At 57.2% G+C, this 13,528-nt stretch carries 11 protein-coding genes and 3 rRNA genes; 8 read left to right on the top strand and 6 right to left on the bottom strand.

The window, feature by feature from the left end; genetic code table 11:
• Window positions 1-8: 8 nt before the first annotated feature.
• Complete coding sequence (locus tag AC10V3_RS39795; protein ID WP_022540088.1) at window positions 9-419, top strand: NAD(P)H-dependent flavin oxidoreductase; 411 nt, start codon at window positions 9-11, stop codon at window positions 417-419.
• A 131-nt stretch (window positions 420-550) separates the two neighbouring features.
• Here AC10V3_RS39795 and AC10V3_RS39790 read toward each other — a convergent pair whose 3' ends face one another.
• Both AC10V3_RS39790 and AC10V3_RS39785 read right to left on the bottom strand, forming a co-directional pair.
• Window positions 551-1,678: an AI-2E family transporter gene (locus tag AC10V3_RS39790; RefSeq protein WP_022540089.1), complete on the bottom strand. Its 1,128-nt coding sequence runs from the start codon at window positions 1,676-1,678 to the stop codon at window positions 551-553.
• An 863-nt stretch (window positions 1,679-2,541) separates the two neighbouring features.
• On the bottom strand, window positions 2,542-2,811 hold the full coding sequence (locus tag AC10V3_RS39785) for a hypothetical protein (RefSeq protein ID WP_022540090.1): 270 nt from the start codon (window positions 2,809-2,811) through the stop codon (window positions 2,542-2,544).
• Between the two features lie 305 nt (window positions 2,812-3,116).
• On the opposite strand from AC10V3_RS39785, the gene AC10V3_RS39780 reads away from it, so the two are divergent.
• The 4 genes from AC10V3_RS39780 (at window position 3,117) to rrf (ending at window position 8,717) form a co-directional block, all read left to right on the top strand.
• Window positions 3,117-3,269 (top strand): hypothetical protein, encoded by a 153-nt coding sequence (locus tag AC10V3_RS39780; RefSeq protein WP_490924690.1) that lies wholly within the window; start codon window positions 3,117-3,119, stop codon window positions 3,267-3,269.
• Between the two features lie 464 nt (window positions 3,270-3,733).
• A 16S ribosomal RNA gene (locus AC10V3_RS39775) occupies window positions 3,734-5,265 on the top strand.
• Between the two features lie 331 nt (window positions 5,266-5,596).
• Window positions 5,597-8,475 (top strand): 23S ribosomal RNA (locus tag AC10V3_RS39770).
• Window positions 8,476-8,603: 128 nt separating this feature from the next.
• Window positions 8,604-8,717: ribosomal RNA gene (gene rrf / locus AC10V3_RS39765) — 5S ribosomal RNA — on the top strand.
• Together the 16S, 23S and 5S rRNA genes form the textbook arrangement of a ribosomal RNA operon.
• A gap of 409 nt (window positions 8,718-9,126) precedes the next feature.
• Here the strand turns inward: rrf and AC10V3_RS39760 are convergent.
• Together AC10V3_RS39760 and AC10V3_RS39755 are read right to left on the bottom strand one after the other, a co-directional pair.
• Window positions 9,127-9,435, bottom strand: a complete 309-nt coding sequence (locus AC10V3_RS39760; protein WP_022540092.1) for an EthD family reductase — start codon at window positions 9,433-9,435, stop codon at window positions 9,127-9,129.
• Window positions 9,436-10,074: 639 nt separating this feature from the next.
• Window positions 10,075-10,275 (bottom strand): hypothetical protein, encoded by a 201-nt coding sequence (locus AC10V3_RS39755; RefSeq protein WP_022540093.1) that lies wholly within the window; start codon window positions 10,273-10,275, stop codon window positions 10,075-10,077.
• A 1,108-nt stretch (window positions 10,276-11,383) separates the two neighbouring features.
• Between AC10V3_RS39755 and AC10V3_RS39750 the strand changes: the two genes are divergently transcribed.
• On the top strand, window positions 11,384-11,692 hold the full coding sequence (locus AC10V3_RS39750) for an H-NS histone family protein (RefSeq protein WP_490924387.1): 309 nt from the start codon (window positions 11,384-11,386) through the stop codon (window positions 11,690-11,692).
• Between the two features lie 200 nt (window positions 11,693-11,892).
• On the opposite strand, the gene AC10V3_RS39745 is transcribed toward AC10V3_RS39750, so the two are convergent.
• Complete coding sequence (locus tag AC10V3_RS39745; protein ID WP_454753658.1) at window positions 11,893-12,126, bottom strand: hypothetical protein; 234 nt, start codon at window positions 12,124-12,126, stop codon at window positions 11,893-11,895.
• A 155-nt stretch (window positions 12,127-12,281) separates the two neighbouring features.
• Between AC10V3_RS39745 and AC10V3_RS39740 the strand changes: the two genes are divergently transcribed.
• Window positions 12,282-12,533 (top strand): hypothetical protein, encoded by a 252-nt coding sequence (locus tag AC10V3_RS39740; protein ID WP_490924386.1) that lies wholly within the window; start codon window positions 12,282-12,284, stop codon window positions 12,531-12,533.
• A 223-nt stretch (window positions 12,534-12,756) separates the two neighbouring features.
• Here the strand turns inward: AC10V3_RS39740 and AC10V3_RS39735 are convergent, their stop codons facing one another.
• Window positions 12,757-13,278 (bottom strand): DUF1643 domain-containing protein, encoded by a 522-nt coding sequence (locus AC10V3_RS39735; protein WP_022540096.1) that lies wholly within the window; start codon window positions 13,276-13,278, stop codon window positions 12,757-12,759.
• A 32-nt stretch (window positions 13,279-13,310) separates the two neighbouring features.
• On the opposite strand from AC10V3_RS39735, the gene AC10V3_RS39730 reads away from it, so the two are divergent.
• Complete coding sequence (locus AC10V3_RS39730; protein ID WP_022540097.1) at window positions 13,311-13,514, top strand: hypothetical protein; 204 nt, start codon at window positions 13,311-13,313, stop codon at window positions 13,512-13,514.
• Window positions 13,515-13,528: the final 14 nt, after the last annotated feature.

The raw sequence follows: 13,528 nt of genomic DNA, 5'->3' as shown, positions 1-13,528 counted from the left end.
CAGCGCAGGTGCTGGGCTGCGACCTGGCGTACATGGGCACCAAGTTCATCGCCACGCGCGAAAGCATGGTCGTCGACGGCTACAAGGACATGCTGATCGGCAGCGAACTGGACGATGTGCTGCTGTCGCGCGCTTTTACAGGACTGGAGACCAACACGTTGCGCCCCTCGCTTGTGGCCAGCGGGCTCGACCCGGCTAACCTGCCGACTGACATGACCGAGGAGCGCGTCAATGCGCTGTACGGCAGCCGGGGCGCGGCGGACATCAAGCGCTGGCGCGATATCTGGAGCGCGGGGCACTCAGTGTCCGGCGTCGGCCAGATCGAATCGGTGGGTGAGTTGGTGGCGCGCACGCGGCAGGAATTCCACGCGGCACGTGAGGCGGCGTACCAGGCGTTGGCGCCGGCGGCTTGCGGCTGACGCGATTTGCGAGGCGGGCGCGGCGATGTGTCGCGCCGCGCCTTCAACCCTTTTGGCGGTAACGCACGGCGTCAACAACACCGAATTTCAACGGAAGGACTGACGGCGGCGTGCGCGAGGTAAAAGCACACTCACAGATCCGATCGATGTTGGCCGGGGACGCGGCTTACTTCGTCGGTTATCGGCGCTGGACGTTCTGTAGTCGTTGTGTCGTCCCGGTCCTCAAGCACTGCAATATCCCAGCAGGATATGAATAGGGCAGCGATGAGGGGGCCAATCACAAAGCCATTGATGCCAAAGACGGACATTCCGCCCACCGTCGAAATCAGCACGACCCAGTCTGGTAACTTCGTGTCCTTGCCAACGAGGATCGGGCGCACTACGTTATCCACTACGCCGATTACCAAGGTGCCGAAGATAAGCAGCACAATCCCCTTCCAGAAGGGGCCTGCCAGCAGAAAATAGACGGCGACTGGCCCCCACACGAGCGCAGCACCGATGGCGGGCAAAAGCGAGAGGAACGCCATCAGCGTGCCCCAAAGCAAAACCCCATTGATTCCTAGCATCATGAACGCCACGCCACCGAGGAACCCTTGGGCGGCGGCCACCGCGACGTTACCTTTGACCGTGGCGCGGATCACGGTGGTGAACCGGCTGAGCAACCTGCGAGCGTGCGCATCATCAAGTGGTACCGCCACGCGAATGCGGCGAGAGAGTATGGTGCCGTCGCGCAGCAGAAAAAAGACCAGATACAGCATGATGCCGAAGCCGATGGCAAACTGAAGCGTGTTCTGGCCAATCGTAACCGCCTGTGTCGCCATGAACTGGCTGATTCGGGCTGCGCCTTCGGTTAGTTTCGCCTGCAATCCCGCCACGTCTGCTAACCCGACCTGGTCGAGCCAGTTCTGCACCGAGTGTGGGAGAGCCCGCACAGCCGTCCGGAAATACAGAGCGAAATCCCATTGGCCGGTCTTGATCTGGTTGTAGGCGAACGCAGCTTCCTGTGCGAGCGCGGCAGCCATCAAACCTACCGGAAGAATGACCATCAGAACGCAGAACAAGAGGGTCGTCAGCGCCGCAAGATTCGGCCGGTTGCCGAACCTGACCGTCAACTTGCGCTGCAGCGGCTGGAAGATGACCGCAAGAATCGTACCCCAAAAAATCGCACTGAAGAAAGGAAGCAGGATCCAGACGAACGCAACCGAGACCGTGAACAGCAGAATGTAGAAGCCTTTCAAGTTACGCATATTGTTGTCCATTGTGTCGGGGGCAAGCCGGTGTTTGCTCTGTCAGGAGTACGATGTGCGGGCAGCGCCGAGGCTCGGCGTGCTCACTCCTAGCGGTTGTGTAAATGGACCCAGCAGCACGGCGTTGGCCGGGAAAAATGCAACACAGAAGGGGCCGCCAGGACCTCTACCCGATCAATCTGCTACTTTATATATGGTCTACCGGTTGGGCCGGGCACTCTGCAAGTTCTTGTATTAGTCGCGGGAGCCGCAAGGAGAAAAACACCCCGTCGGCCTTCTTGTGCCGGCGGGGTGAAACGCGCGGCGTTCCGGGGAGGAAGATCAATTGCGCCGCGCGTTTTCAGCCTAAGTGCTTCGCATCACGCACTCTCTGGTGTTATGTGCGGGACCGCACAGAGTCTTTTCTGCTGGCGTGAAATGGAGCAGCGCAAAGTCGTTAGCCGCATGTTGCCGAAGCGCACGGGTGCGGCTCGCGCTGCGACTTGCCAGTCCTCGGCCCGCGGACGGCGGCGAGACCACCATCCAGGTGCTTGAAGGGGATTTGGCGTAAAGGGCAATCCAAGAGCTATATGCGGGCCCATGAACGGCTCGGGCCGCCAGGCTCGGCCGAGCACCCATGCCGCTAAACGCTGCGAAATTCACGCCGACAAGCTTTACAGCTTGTTCCCGGCATCAGGAGGGCGCGAGGCCATGTGCTGCGGCGAGGTCGTTGTAGAACTCGTGGCCCTCGCTCATCAACGCCGCAACCACCGGATGCCGGCAGTAGGCCGGTCGTCAGGCTTGCAGCGGCTCTCAGCGTCCATCGCTCACAGCTAACCGATCTGGCGCAGCGCCTCGGTGTTGACCTCGTTTTTTGAGCTTGGCTTTCGTGCAGACTATTTGTGCCTGACGGACGTGGACAAGCTGTCGATAACTGCCCTGGCCGACGATAGTGCAAGGTCGATGGCAGCGTGGGGTGTGGGCGCATGATGCGGCAGAAGCGCCGGCACCAGCCTTAGTGAGCCACTGCCCGCGCTGACCTGAGTAACGGTCGCTGTTGCGAGGAAGGTTGGCTGTGCCGCGCCGGGGTCGAGGGCATCTTCGGATGAGCGGCGTACAATTGCCGACACCTTGAAGCCCTTATAGATCGAGTTATTCTGAGACATGTTGGTCTCCTTTCAGCAATCAGCATACGCTGTTCGCTGCACGGCGTCCGATTTTCAATAGCGTTGGGACGCGACACGCAGGTGCCATCGTCTGCGAGCGCAGCCAGCAAGACATTGGGCGAGTACCTCAGCAAGAGCCTTGCTGCACGAGTGTTGTACTGACAGCATTGCCCGCGCACGCCCCCCCAGCGCGATTACGGCCGAGACGGTCGGCTTCGTCAAACTTTACTTTCCGGTCTTCCTGCTGGGTGGGGTATTCGGCAAGACGATCGAGCTCTCCGGCATTTCCAAGTCCATCCTTCTTCTTGATGTTCGTCACCTACCGCAGCTTCAGCGTGATCTTGCTCGCGCCGGTCGCCGCGTTCGGCGCCGTGCTGCTGACCGACTCGGCCTTGAAGGAACCCGCGGGCGGCGACCAGCTCGGTGCTCATCCAGGTAGTGGGTCGATGCAAAAGTGACAAAAGAGGCTCTTTCAAATTCTTTTCAAAAACGCTTGCAAGCCAGGCATGGAGGCATTACTATTCGCCCCCCCCCCCGTTCGCAAAGCACCGCGCAACGGAGGTGGGAAAAGACTTGCAAGGGAGTTGCAAGGATTAACTCGAGAGAGCGTGCTTTCCAGAATAAGGAATTTCTCGAAAACAGTTGCTTTATCGCAGAAAACTCTTTAAGATCTCTCTTCTTCGCTGCTGACAAAGCAGCGACGCGACAAGCAAAGCGAATCGCGACAGGCTCTTTAACAAACAAACACCGATAAGTGTGGGCGCTTGATAACGGATGCGGAAGACTTCGGTCTTTTAGCTTGCAAGTTATAAAGTGCTCGCACAGCAAAACGTGACTGGATCTTCGGATCTGGTCAGTCAGTTTTCTGAGAGTGAGCGACCGCTCGAAAGAGCGAGGGCCCGCGAGGGTCCACACAGAGATTGAACTGAAGAGTTTGATCCTGGCTCAGATTGAACGCTGGCGGCATGCCTTACACATGCAAGTCGAACGGCAGCACGGGCTTCGGCCTGGTGGCGAGTGGCGAACGGGTGAGTAATACATCGGAACGTGCCCTGTAGTGGGGGATAACTAGTCGAAAGATTAGCTAATACCGCATACGACCTGAGGGTGAAAGCGGGGGACCGCAAGGCCTCGCGCTACAGGAGCGGCCGATGTCTGATTAGCTAGTTGGTGGGGTAAGAGCCTACCAAGGCGACGATCAGTAGCTGGTCTGAGAGGACGATCAGCCACACTGGGACTGAGACACGGCCCAGACTCCTACGGGAGGCAGCAGTGGGGAATTTTGGACAATGGGGGCAACCCTGATCCAGCAATGCCGCGTGTGTGAAGAAGGCCTTCGGGTTGTAAAGCACTTTTGTCCGGAAAGAAATGGCCTGGGTGAATACCCCGGGTCGATGACGGTACCGGAAGAATAAGCACCGGCTAACTACGTGCCAGCAGCCGCGGTAATACGTAGGGTGCGAGCGTTAATCGGAATTACTGGGCGTAAAGCGTGCGCAGGCGGTTTTGTAAGACAGGCGTGAAATCCCCGAGCTTAACTTGGGAATGGCGCTTGTGACTGCAAGGCTAGAGTATGTCAGAGGGGGGTAGAATTCCACGTGTAGCAGTGAAATGCGTAGAGATGTGGAGGAATACCGATGGCGAAGGCAGCCCCCTGGGACGTCACTGACGCTCATGCACGAAAGCGTGGGGAGCAAACAGGATTAGATACCCTGGTAGTCCACGCCCTAAACGATGTCAACTAGTTGTTGGGGATTCATTTCTTCAGTAACGTAGCTAACGCGTGAAGTTGACCGCCTGGGGAGTACGGTCGCAAGATTAAAACTCAAAGGAATTGACGGGGACCCGCACAAGCGGTGGATGATGTGGATTAATTCGATGCAACGCGAAAAACCTTACCTACCCTTGACATGCCACTAACGAAGCAGAGATGCATTAGGTGCCCGAAAGGGAAAGTGGACACAGGTGCTGCATGGCTGTCGTCAGCTCGTGTCGTGAGATGTTGGGTTAAGTCCCGCAACGAGCGCAACCCTTGTCTTTAGTTGCTACGCAAGAGCACTCTAGAGAGACTGCCGGTGACAAACCGGAGGAAGGTGGGGATGACGTCAAGTCCTCATGGCCCTTATGGGTAGGGCTTCACACGTCATACAATGGTGCGTACAGAGGGTTGCCAACCCGCGAGGGGGAGCCAATCCCAGAAAACGCATCGTAGTCCGGATCGTAGTCTGCAACTCGACTACGTGAAGCTGGAATCGCTAGTAATCGCGGATCAGCATGCCGCGGTGAATACGTTCCCGGGTCTTGTACACACCGCCCGTCACACCATGGGAGTGGGTTTTGCCAGAAGTAGTTAGCCTAACCGCAAGGAGGGCGATTACCACGGCAGGGTTCATGACTGGGGTGAAGTCGTAACAAGGTAGCCGTATCGGAAGGTGCGGCTGGATCACCTCCTTTCAGAGCGTGCATCCGAAGTTGAGCGTTCACACTTATCGGTAGTTTGTGGTTAAGGCCAGGCTGGTTGGCCAAATGGAAGCACTCGGCGAACGAGTGCTTCCATTTGGCATTGCCAAGCGATCTAACGATCGGCTGTTCTTTAACAATATGGGATGTAGTAAAGGTGTCGCGCGAGCGTTGATGAGACGCTGCAGTACCAACGCGATACCGGGTTGTGATTGTATCAACCAAAATGTATTTAAGTGATCGAAAGATGACTTGGAATACGGCACAAATGCGAGAACTCATCCTGTAGCGAGGTCTTCGAGCGATCGAGACACACTCGTTATAGGGTCAAGCGAACAAGTGCATGTGGTGGATGCCTTGGCGATCACAGGCGATGAAGGACGCGGTAGCCTGCGAAAAGCTTCGGGGAGCTGGCAAACAAGCTTTGATCCGGAGATGTCCGAATGGGGAAACCCGGCCCGTATGGGTCATCCCACACTGAATTCATAGGTGTGGGAAGCGAACGCGGCGAACTGAAACATCTAAGTAGCTGCAGGAACAGAAATCAACCGAGATTCCCAAAGTAGTGGCGAACGAAATGGGAACAGCCTTGTACTCTTTAGCAGCATTGTTAGCAGAACGGGATGGAAAGCCCGGCCCTAGCAGGTGATAGCCCTGTATGCGAAAACAGCGTTGTGGAACTAGGTGTACGACAAGTAGGGCGGGACACGTGAAATCCTGTCTGAAGATGGGGGGACCATCCTCCAAGGCTAAATACTCGTGATCGACCGATAGTGAACCAGTACCGTGAGGGAAAGGCGAAAAGAACCCCGGGAGGGGAGTGAAATAGATCCTGAAACCGCATGCATACAAACAGTCGGAGCCCTTTCGGGGGTGACGGCGTACCTTTTGTATAATGGGTCAGCGACTTACATTCAGTGGCAAGCTTAACCGATTAGGGAAGGCGTAGCGAAAGCGAGTCCGAACAGGGCGTTGAGTCGCTGGGTGTAGACCCGAAACCAGATGATCTATCCATGGCCAGGTTGAAGGTGCGGTAACACGTACTGGAGGACCGAACCCACTAACGTTGAAAAGTTAGGGGATGAGCTGTGGATAGGGGTGAAAGGCTAAACAAATCTGGAAATAGCTGGTTCTCTCCGAAAACTATTTAGGTAGTGCCTCGTGTGTCACCTTCGGGGGTAGAGCACTGTCATGGTTGGGGGGTCTATTGCTGATTACCCCGCCATAGCAAACTCCGAATACCGAAGAGTGCAATCACGGGAGACAGACATCGGGTGCTAACGTCCGGTGTCAAGAGGGAAACAACCCAGACCGCCAGCTAAGGTCCCCAAGATTGGCTAAGTGGGAAACGAAGTGGGAAGGCTAAAACAGTCAGGAGGTTGGCTTAGAAGCAGCCACCCTTTAAAGAAAGCGTAATAGCTCACTGATCGAGTCGTCCTGCGCGGAAGATGTAACGGGGCTAAGCCAGTCACCGAAGCTGCGGACGCACGCAAGTGCGTGGTAGGAGAGCGTTCTGTAAGCCTGTGAAGGTGTCTTGTAAAGGATGCTGGAGGTATCAGAAGTGCGAATGCTGACATGAGTAGCGATAAAGGGGGTGAAAGGCCCCCTCGCCGTAAGCCCAAGGTTTCCTACGCAACGTTCATCGGCGTAGGGTGAGTCGGCCCCTAAGGCGAGGCAGAGATGCGTAGCTGATGGGAAGCAGGTTAATATTCCTGCACCGTCGTATGATGCGATGGGGGGACGGATCGCGGAAGGTTGTCCGGGTGTTGGAAGTCCCGGTCCCTGCATTGGAGAAGGCGCTCAGGCAAATCCGGGCGCGGAATTCAAGGATGCGGGGCGAGCGGCCTAGTGCTGCGAAGCAATTGGAAGTGGTTCCAAGAAAAGCCTCTAAGCTTCAGTCATACGAGACCGTACCGCAAACCGACACAGGTGGGCGAGATGAGTATTCTAAGGCGCTTGAGAGAACTCGGGAGAAGGAACTCGGCAAATTGGTACCGTAACTTCGGGATAAGGTACGCCCTGGTAGCTTGACTGGCCTGCGCCAGAAGGGTGACGGGGTTGCAATAAAATGGTGGCTGCGACTGTTTAATAAAAACACAGCACTCTGCAAACACGAAAGTGGACGTATAGGGTGTGACGCCTGCCCGGTGCCGGAAGATTAAATGATGGGGTGCAAGCTCTTGATTGAAGTCCCGGTAAACGGCGGCCGTAACTATAACGGTCCTAAGGTAGCGAAATTCCTTGTCGGGTAAGTTCCGACCTGCACGAATGGCGTAACGATGGCCACACTGTCTCCTCCCGAGACTCAGCGAAGTTGAAGTGTTTGTGATGATGCAATCTCCCCGCGGCTAGACGGAAAGACCCCATGAACCTTTACTGTAGCTTTGCATTGGACTTTGAACCGATCTGTGTAGGATAGGTGGGAGGCTTTGAAGCGTGGACGCTAGTTCACGTGGAGCCGTCCTTGAAATACCACCCTGGTTTGTTTGAGGTTCTAACCTTGGCCCGTGAATCCGGGTCGGGGACAGTGCATGGTAGGCAGTTTGACTGGGGCGGTCTCCTCCCAAAGTGTAACGGAGGAGTTCGAAGGTACGCTTGGTACGGTCGGACATCGTACCTAAAGTGCAATGGCAAAAGCGTGCTTAACTGCGAGACCGACAAGTCGAGCAGGTGCGAAAGCAGGACATAGTGATCCGGTGGTTCTGAATGGAAGGGCCATCGCTCAACGGATAAAAGGTACTCTGGGGATAACAGGCTGATACCGCCCAAGAGTTCATATCGACGGCGGTGTTTGGCACCTCGATGTCGGCTCATCTCATCCTGGGGCTGTAGCCGGTCCCAAGGGTATGGCTGTTCGCCATTTAAAGAGGTACGTGAGCTGGGTTTAAAACGTCGTGAGACAGTTTGGTCCCTATCTGCCGTGGGCGTTGGAATCTTGACGGGGGCTGCTCCTAGTACGAGAGGACCGGAGTGGACGTACCGCTGGTGTACCTGTTGTCTCGCCAGAGGCATCGCAGGGTAGCTATGTACGGAAGAGATAACCGCTGAAAGCATCTAAGCGGGAAACTCGCCTGAAGATGAGGATTCCCTGGAGGCTTGACCTCCTTGAAGGGTCGTTCGAGACCAGGACGTTGATAGGCTGGGTGTGGAAGCGCAGTAATGCGTTAAGCTAACCAGTACTAATTGCCCGTAAGGCTTGATCCTATAACCAGTGTGTTTTACCTGGTGGGTGTGATCGCGACTGTGCCGAAACAGTTGACACAAGACGCACAACCCCAACTACATCCCTATTCGCAGCGTTGGCCTCAACCCCAGCGTTGCAACCCCTTATGCCTGGTGACCATAGCGAGTTGGAACCACCCCTTCCCATCCCGAACAGGTCCGTGAAACGACTCCGCGCCGATGATAGTGCGGATTACCCGTGTGAAAGTAGGTCATCGCCAGGCTCTTATACCGCAAAACCCCTCGACAGCTGATGCTGCGAGGGGTTTTGTCTTTGGCGGTTCGGAAGCGTTTGCCGACTTGGAGAATGGCGCAGCACCGCCGCACCCTGCTATTGGCCGGTGCGCAGCGCCAGCTCCATGGCAATCTACAGCGTAAGCGTCCGCCCACCCGTCGTGCAAGAGGAAGAGGGCGTGCCAAACCAGTGTTTGCGCCACCTGCGGTGCGCCGCTAGCCTGCAAGGGTCACCATCGGCTGGTCTTTCGACACAGCGTTCGGGAGCTGTCGATTGACAGTCCCGGGCTGTATCCCTGTTGGGTAATCGGTGTTGCGACAACTCCCGGGCGCCTGCCATGGCCCTTGTGATAGCGGGCATATCCCCTTCTCAAAGAAAATGGGCCGTGATCCGCCGGCCTAAACTTCCTTCGTGTCGAATATGAGCATGTCAACGCCGGCTTGGGCAAAATTGGCCACGTCAGCTGCTGCTGCGGCACCCTCGGGCGAAGCCATTGCCTGCTGGAGCGCCACCGGCGAATCGAAGCTCAGCACCGCAACCAGGTGAAACGGCGAATCGCCGCCCGGGCTTGCAACCGGACCGCTGCTGACCTCGTAGCGTCGCAGGCCGGGGATCTTCTTGGCGATCGGAACATGGGTCGAGAAGTAATATGAATCGAAGGCTGCCGTGTCCGCAGGCTTCTTGTATAGCACCACTAGCTTTGCCATCGCGATTTCTCCAAACGTGAGTGAGTAGAGCCTGAGCTTGCTAGAGCATCTACCCTACAGCGTGTGAACCCCATTTCTGTCAGGACACGCATCGTCCAGTGCGCTCGATGCATAACGGTACAAAACCGTGGTTCGCAGCGGGTTCCGGCGTCGCTTGACAGGGGCATGGCTTGGGGCACGCGCTGTGGAACGCGACGGCGTCACGTCCATTCGCCTGACCGCCGCTTCCGCGACAACTACCAGATCCCGATCATGCAGTATTGCTCAGCTTAACGTTGGCACACGCGCAGGACCGAACGAGGAATACCTTATCAGCAACGTCGGGACGACTGAGGCCTTTTGAGCAGGCCTGGCAAGCCCTGCAGGTTGCCGTCCCGCGCGGTGTGTAAGGTGTGGCCCAACGACGCCGGGAGAGACTCCCTACAAGCGATTGATCAGTACAGCCATCGATGCAACCGGCTAGCAGCCCGCCCGTTGCCCTGCACACCGGCCAGTCTTTGGTATTTTGCTTACGAGGGCGCGAGCTGGGTTCGTGCAAGCTCGCTCACCCTGGTATGGGATTGTCGTGCTAGCCACAGATATTACGGCCGCTGTGGCGAGCGACGCTCCGTTTGGTCTTCGGCACAAGCTGGCTGACTCTTACCGAATGCGGCGCACGGCTTCGAGCATGGAATGCCCCTGACTTGTCAGGCGGGGGTAGGCATCGCCGCTATCATGACCATGCTCCAGCGTGACCAGCTTGTGAACCAACAAGGTGTCCAATTGCTCGGGCTCGAGGTCGTCGATATCCTGCGCGTCGCCAAGCAGCAATAGCGCGGCGATTTCATGGGGGCTTAGCATGTCGGTCTCCTTTGTCGTGGTTGGAAAAACGAACTACGACTGCTGCCCCGAGCCCGATTCCACAGTGGACCGTGACGACGGCAATGGGTGCATCGGTGCGAGGAGCGCTGGGAGCGTACACCGAACGGCCACAATAGACTCCTTTGTCGCCTGCATCAAGCCCGATATATGCGGCAATGCAGCAGAGTGAAGCAGCGCCTGAGTACCGGAAGGTTGGTTGACGCGAGGCTACTGGCAGAATTGCGTGGCGCCGCGGGGAGCGGAACAGGCATACCAGGCCAAACATTCTCGTGACGACTGATCTGCTGTTTTGGCCGAGGGCGGCCACGGGCGGGACAGCCGCTGAAGCGACGCAAGGCTGCACTGAATTGCGCCGCGCCAGTTCCGTCGCGGCAATGAGCGCCCTGGCCTGATTTCGCCATAGGCTGCCGGGCTGCAGCTGTGCGAGCCCAACCCACGGCTTGCTCGCCATAGATCTCCCAGCCGAGAGTGAGGTTGCATTTACGATGGGCACCGGTAATCCCTAGTCGTAGTTCATCAGGGCCTTCTGACCATCCGAGATGACGGGGGTGCACTTGATCTTATGCGGCCCCGCCTCTAATTTCTCTCCCTGTTCTCCGTCTCTTCGGAAAGATGACTAGAACATGCTCACGGCTATTGGCCCCGAAGCGCGGCCGATGTCCCTCGTGGAGGATGCAAGTCTTAACCACTGAAATCCGCGTGGCATGCCTCGCCCCCAGCCCTGACGCCTTACTTATATTGGTGCCTCATCAGACCAATGCGCGGATAGGTCCGGAGTTACGTCTCAAGATACGACTGCCGAACCCGATTGGGGCGAAGCTGGTTGACGACCTGTGCTATTTGACGGCGTTATGCGCTTCGTTTGCGATCCCGCGTAGCGCTTGAAACCGGCCAATGCTCTTGCCTTATCCACTGCACTAAGCAACTAAAGGGTTCACGGCACACCAAGTTTCTACTGAAGCGCTAGAGTGGCGGACCGGATGCGCCTGATACCTGAACGTAGCGCACACTCAAGCTCTGTTGTGCATTCGAGTAGTGTATAAACTATTATGAATTTCAATGTTCGTTACCCAAAGGAAGACACAGCATGCCTTCATACAAGGAACTCATTGCACAAAAAGAAGCACTCGAGGCGCAACTGCACGAGGCGCGTGCCAACGAAGTCGCCGGCGTTATCGAGCAGATTCAAACCTGGATGGCTGAGTATGACCTGACGGTTGACGACATCACCAAACGCCGTCGCGGCCGTCCGGCCGGCAGCGGTGCCGCAAAGCCAAAATCCGAACTGCCTCCGAAGTATCGGGACCCCAAAACGGGTAAGACCTGGTCAGGTCGCGGTCGGGCACCGGCGTGGCTTGGAAAGAATCCGAACAGGTTCTTGATTGCTGAGGAGTGAGCTTCGGCGGGCGTTACTGAGGCCCAACCAGAATGCTATATCCCGAACCCCGGCACGCATAGCGGCGGGGTTTTTTTGCAAGCGAAGCGAAGTAAGAGAGGTCCCGACGAAACTCCGCACATGCAAACGCCAAGGGTAGGGCGGAGAGTATATCGTCCCAAAAAGTCTCTGGGCCTGCCAGACAGCATCATCCTCAGCCGTCAGTAGACGAACATCGGAATGGGGTCAAAGTCGAAATGTGCTGCTGCGTACATGGCATTGCACGCCCATACTTCTTCCCCGTCCTTATAAAAGGTTACCCATTTGCCATCGCTGATGCATTTGGCTCCGGGGAAGACCTCATCATGGCCGTTTGGACCGTCCAGCGGAAAGGGCGCGTGTGGCGTGGCCCAGTAGTGGCCGTTCGGTAAAGCCGTGATCGATTTTCGGGACATTCTCTTCAGCAACGCAACGCGGTATAAGTCAACGCACCATCCAACCCGCCGCGGCGGAACGGATTGTGTCAACCCTGCAACGGCGTGACTCCGTAACGAGACATCCTCGTGTAGTCTCACGGCAAATCGCCTCATGCTTTAGATGCAATTTCGCCATGGCGCAATACCTCCAGATTGCAGTTCGAGCCTTCAGCGTCAGCGCCATCATTGTGATCGTCGCCATTGTCTCCCGGCAAGTCTATCTGTGGGTCTCGGCTGAGGCTGGCATTGCCGACGCTGAGAAGGATCGCACGCCAACGTTGTTGATCCGGTGCGAGGCCATGCACAGCCGCCTGCAGAATCGGCATATTTCCGAAGACGCTGCGAGTGCTGACGAGGCGCCGCGTGCCCGGTGTATGGAGTCCTGAACTCGCAGCAATCCTAACCCCTGTGCAATTCCCCCCTGCGACGCCGCAGAGCAAAATAATCGAAGAAGCACATTTCGCAGCTGGATGCTGCTTAGAGCATTTTTTGCGTCCTGATGGTGCCGCAGGCGCAGGCAATGGTAGTCACGATGGCTTCCGAAGCAACTTGTACGAGATGCAAGCCAATGTCACCGGGTCAATTCGATGATGCGTGCTGCTGCTTCGGTCATGCGGTGAAACGTTGTGGCCGCGTGCTGGCCGCGATGTAGAGCGGGTGCTTTGGACTGCCGTCCTTGTTCAGGCCGAGGTGATAGAGCAGCTTTCCTCGCCCGCGCATGCGGATCATCCGCAGCACCTCTGCTGCACGCGCCGGCGCCGCCTTGTGGGCGCCCCAGGCGCAGATCACGAGTGAGCAACGGTCCAGCGTATCCATGACGGCGCAGTTGGCGGTGTCCTCGTGCCCGATCGGCTCCGGATGTGTCAGCAGGCCGTCCGGATCGGTAGAGCGCAACGGGAACAGGTTGACCACCTCTAGCCGGCCGTACTTGCCAGCCAGCGCGCGCTGCAGGCACCGGGTGATCGTCGGGTCGTTGACCTGATGGTCAGCGGTCGACGGGTTCAGCATGATGAAGCCCAGGGCCGGGCGGCTGCAGTCCCACTCGCGCCAGAGCCGGTACCGGTACTGCTCGCAGTCCGAGACGATGCAGCCGGCCTCGCCATCGAGTGTCTGGGTGGTCAGATGCTTCATGCTACGATTTCCCTTCCAGATCGGAGGTCGTCATGACAATTGAAAGCTACCAGGGATACACCGTCCGCGGCTTTGCAAAGCAGCTTGGCGATGGATCCTTCGAGGCAGCCGGTGCAGTTGAAAAGGCTGGTCGCGTCGTGGAAGGCTCTGATCCCTTGGGGTATTACCCCTCGTTTGAGCGTGCTACGGCAGCCGGGATCGCTTGGGCGAAGGCCTGGGTTGACGATCACGGCTGAACCCTCCGAAATTC

It is taken from the genome of Cupriavidus sp. PB-02 (genome assembly GCF_058252315.1).
The sequence above is the reverse complement of the archived record's forward strand: the minus strand, read 5'-3'. Positions and strand labels throughout refer to the sequence as shown.

Bases quoted from the DNA above. Each gene is read 5' to 3' on its own strand.
- AC10V3_RS39730 (WP_022540097.1), top strand. From the start codon at position 13,311: ATGACAATTGAAAGCTACCAGGGATACACCGTCCGCGGCTTTGCAAAG.
- AC10V3_RS39785 (WP_022540090.1), bottom strand. From the start codon at position 2,811: ATGTCTCAGAATAACTCGATCTATAAGGGCTTCAAGGTGTCGGCAATT.
- AC10V3_RS39745 (WP_454753658.1), bottom strand. From the start codon at position 12,126: ATGTCCCGAAAATCGATCACGGCTTTACCGAACGGCCACTACTGGGCC.
- AC10V3_RS39760 (WP_022540092.1), bottom strand. From the start codon at position 9,435: ATGGCAAAGCTAGTGGTGCTATACAAGAAGCCTGCGGACACGGCAGCC.
- AC10V3_RS39740 (WP_490924386.1), top strand. From the start codon at position 12,282: ATGGCGCAATACCTCCAGATTGCAGTTCGAGCCTTCAGCGTCAGCGCC.
- AC10V3_RS39735 (WP_022540096.1), bottom strand. From the start codon at position 13,278: ATGAAGCATCTGACCACCCAGACACTCGATGGCGAGGCCGGCTGCATC.
- AC10V3_RS39750 (WP_490924387.1), top strand. From the start codon at position 11,384: ATGCCTTCATACAAGGAACTCATTGCACAAAAAGAAGCACTCGAGGCG.
- AC10V3_RS39790 (WP_022540089.1), bottom strand. From the start codon at position 1,678: ATGGACAACAATATGCGTAACTTGAAAGGCTTCTACATTCTGCTGTTC.
- AC10V3_RS39755 (WP_022540093.1), bottom strand. From the start codon at position 10,275: ATGCTAAGCCCCCATGAAATCGCCGCGCTATTGCTGCTTGGCGACGCG.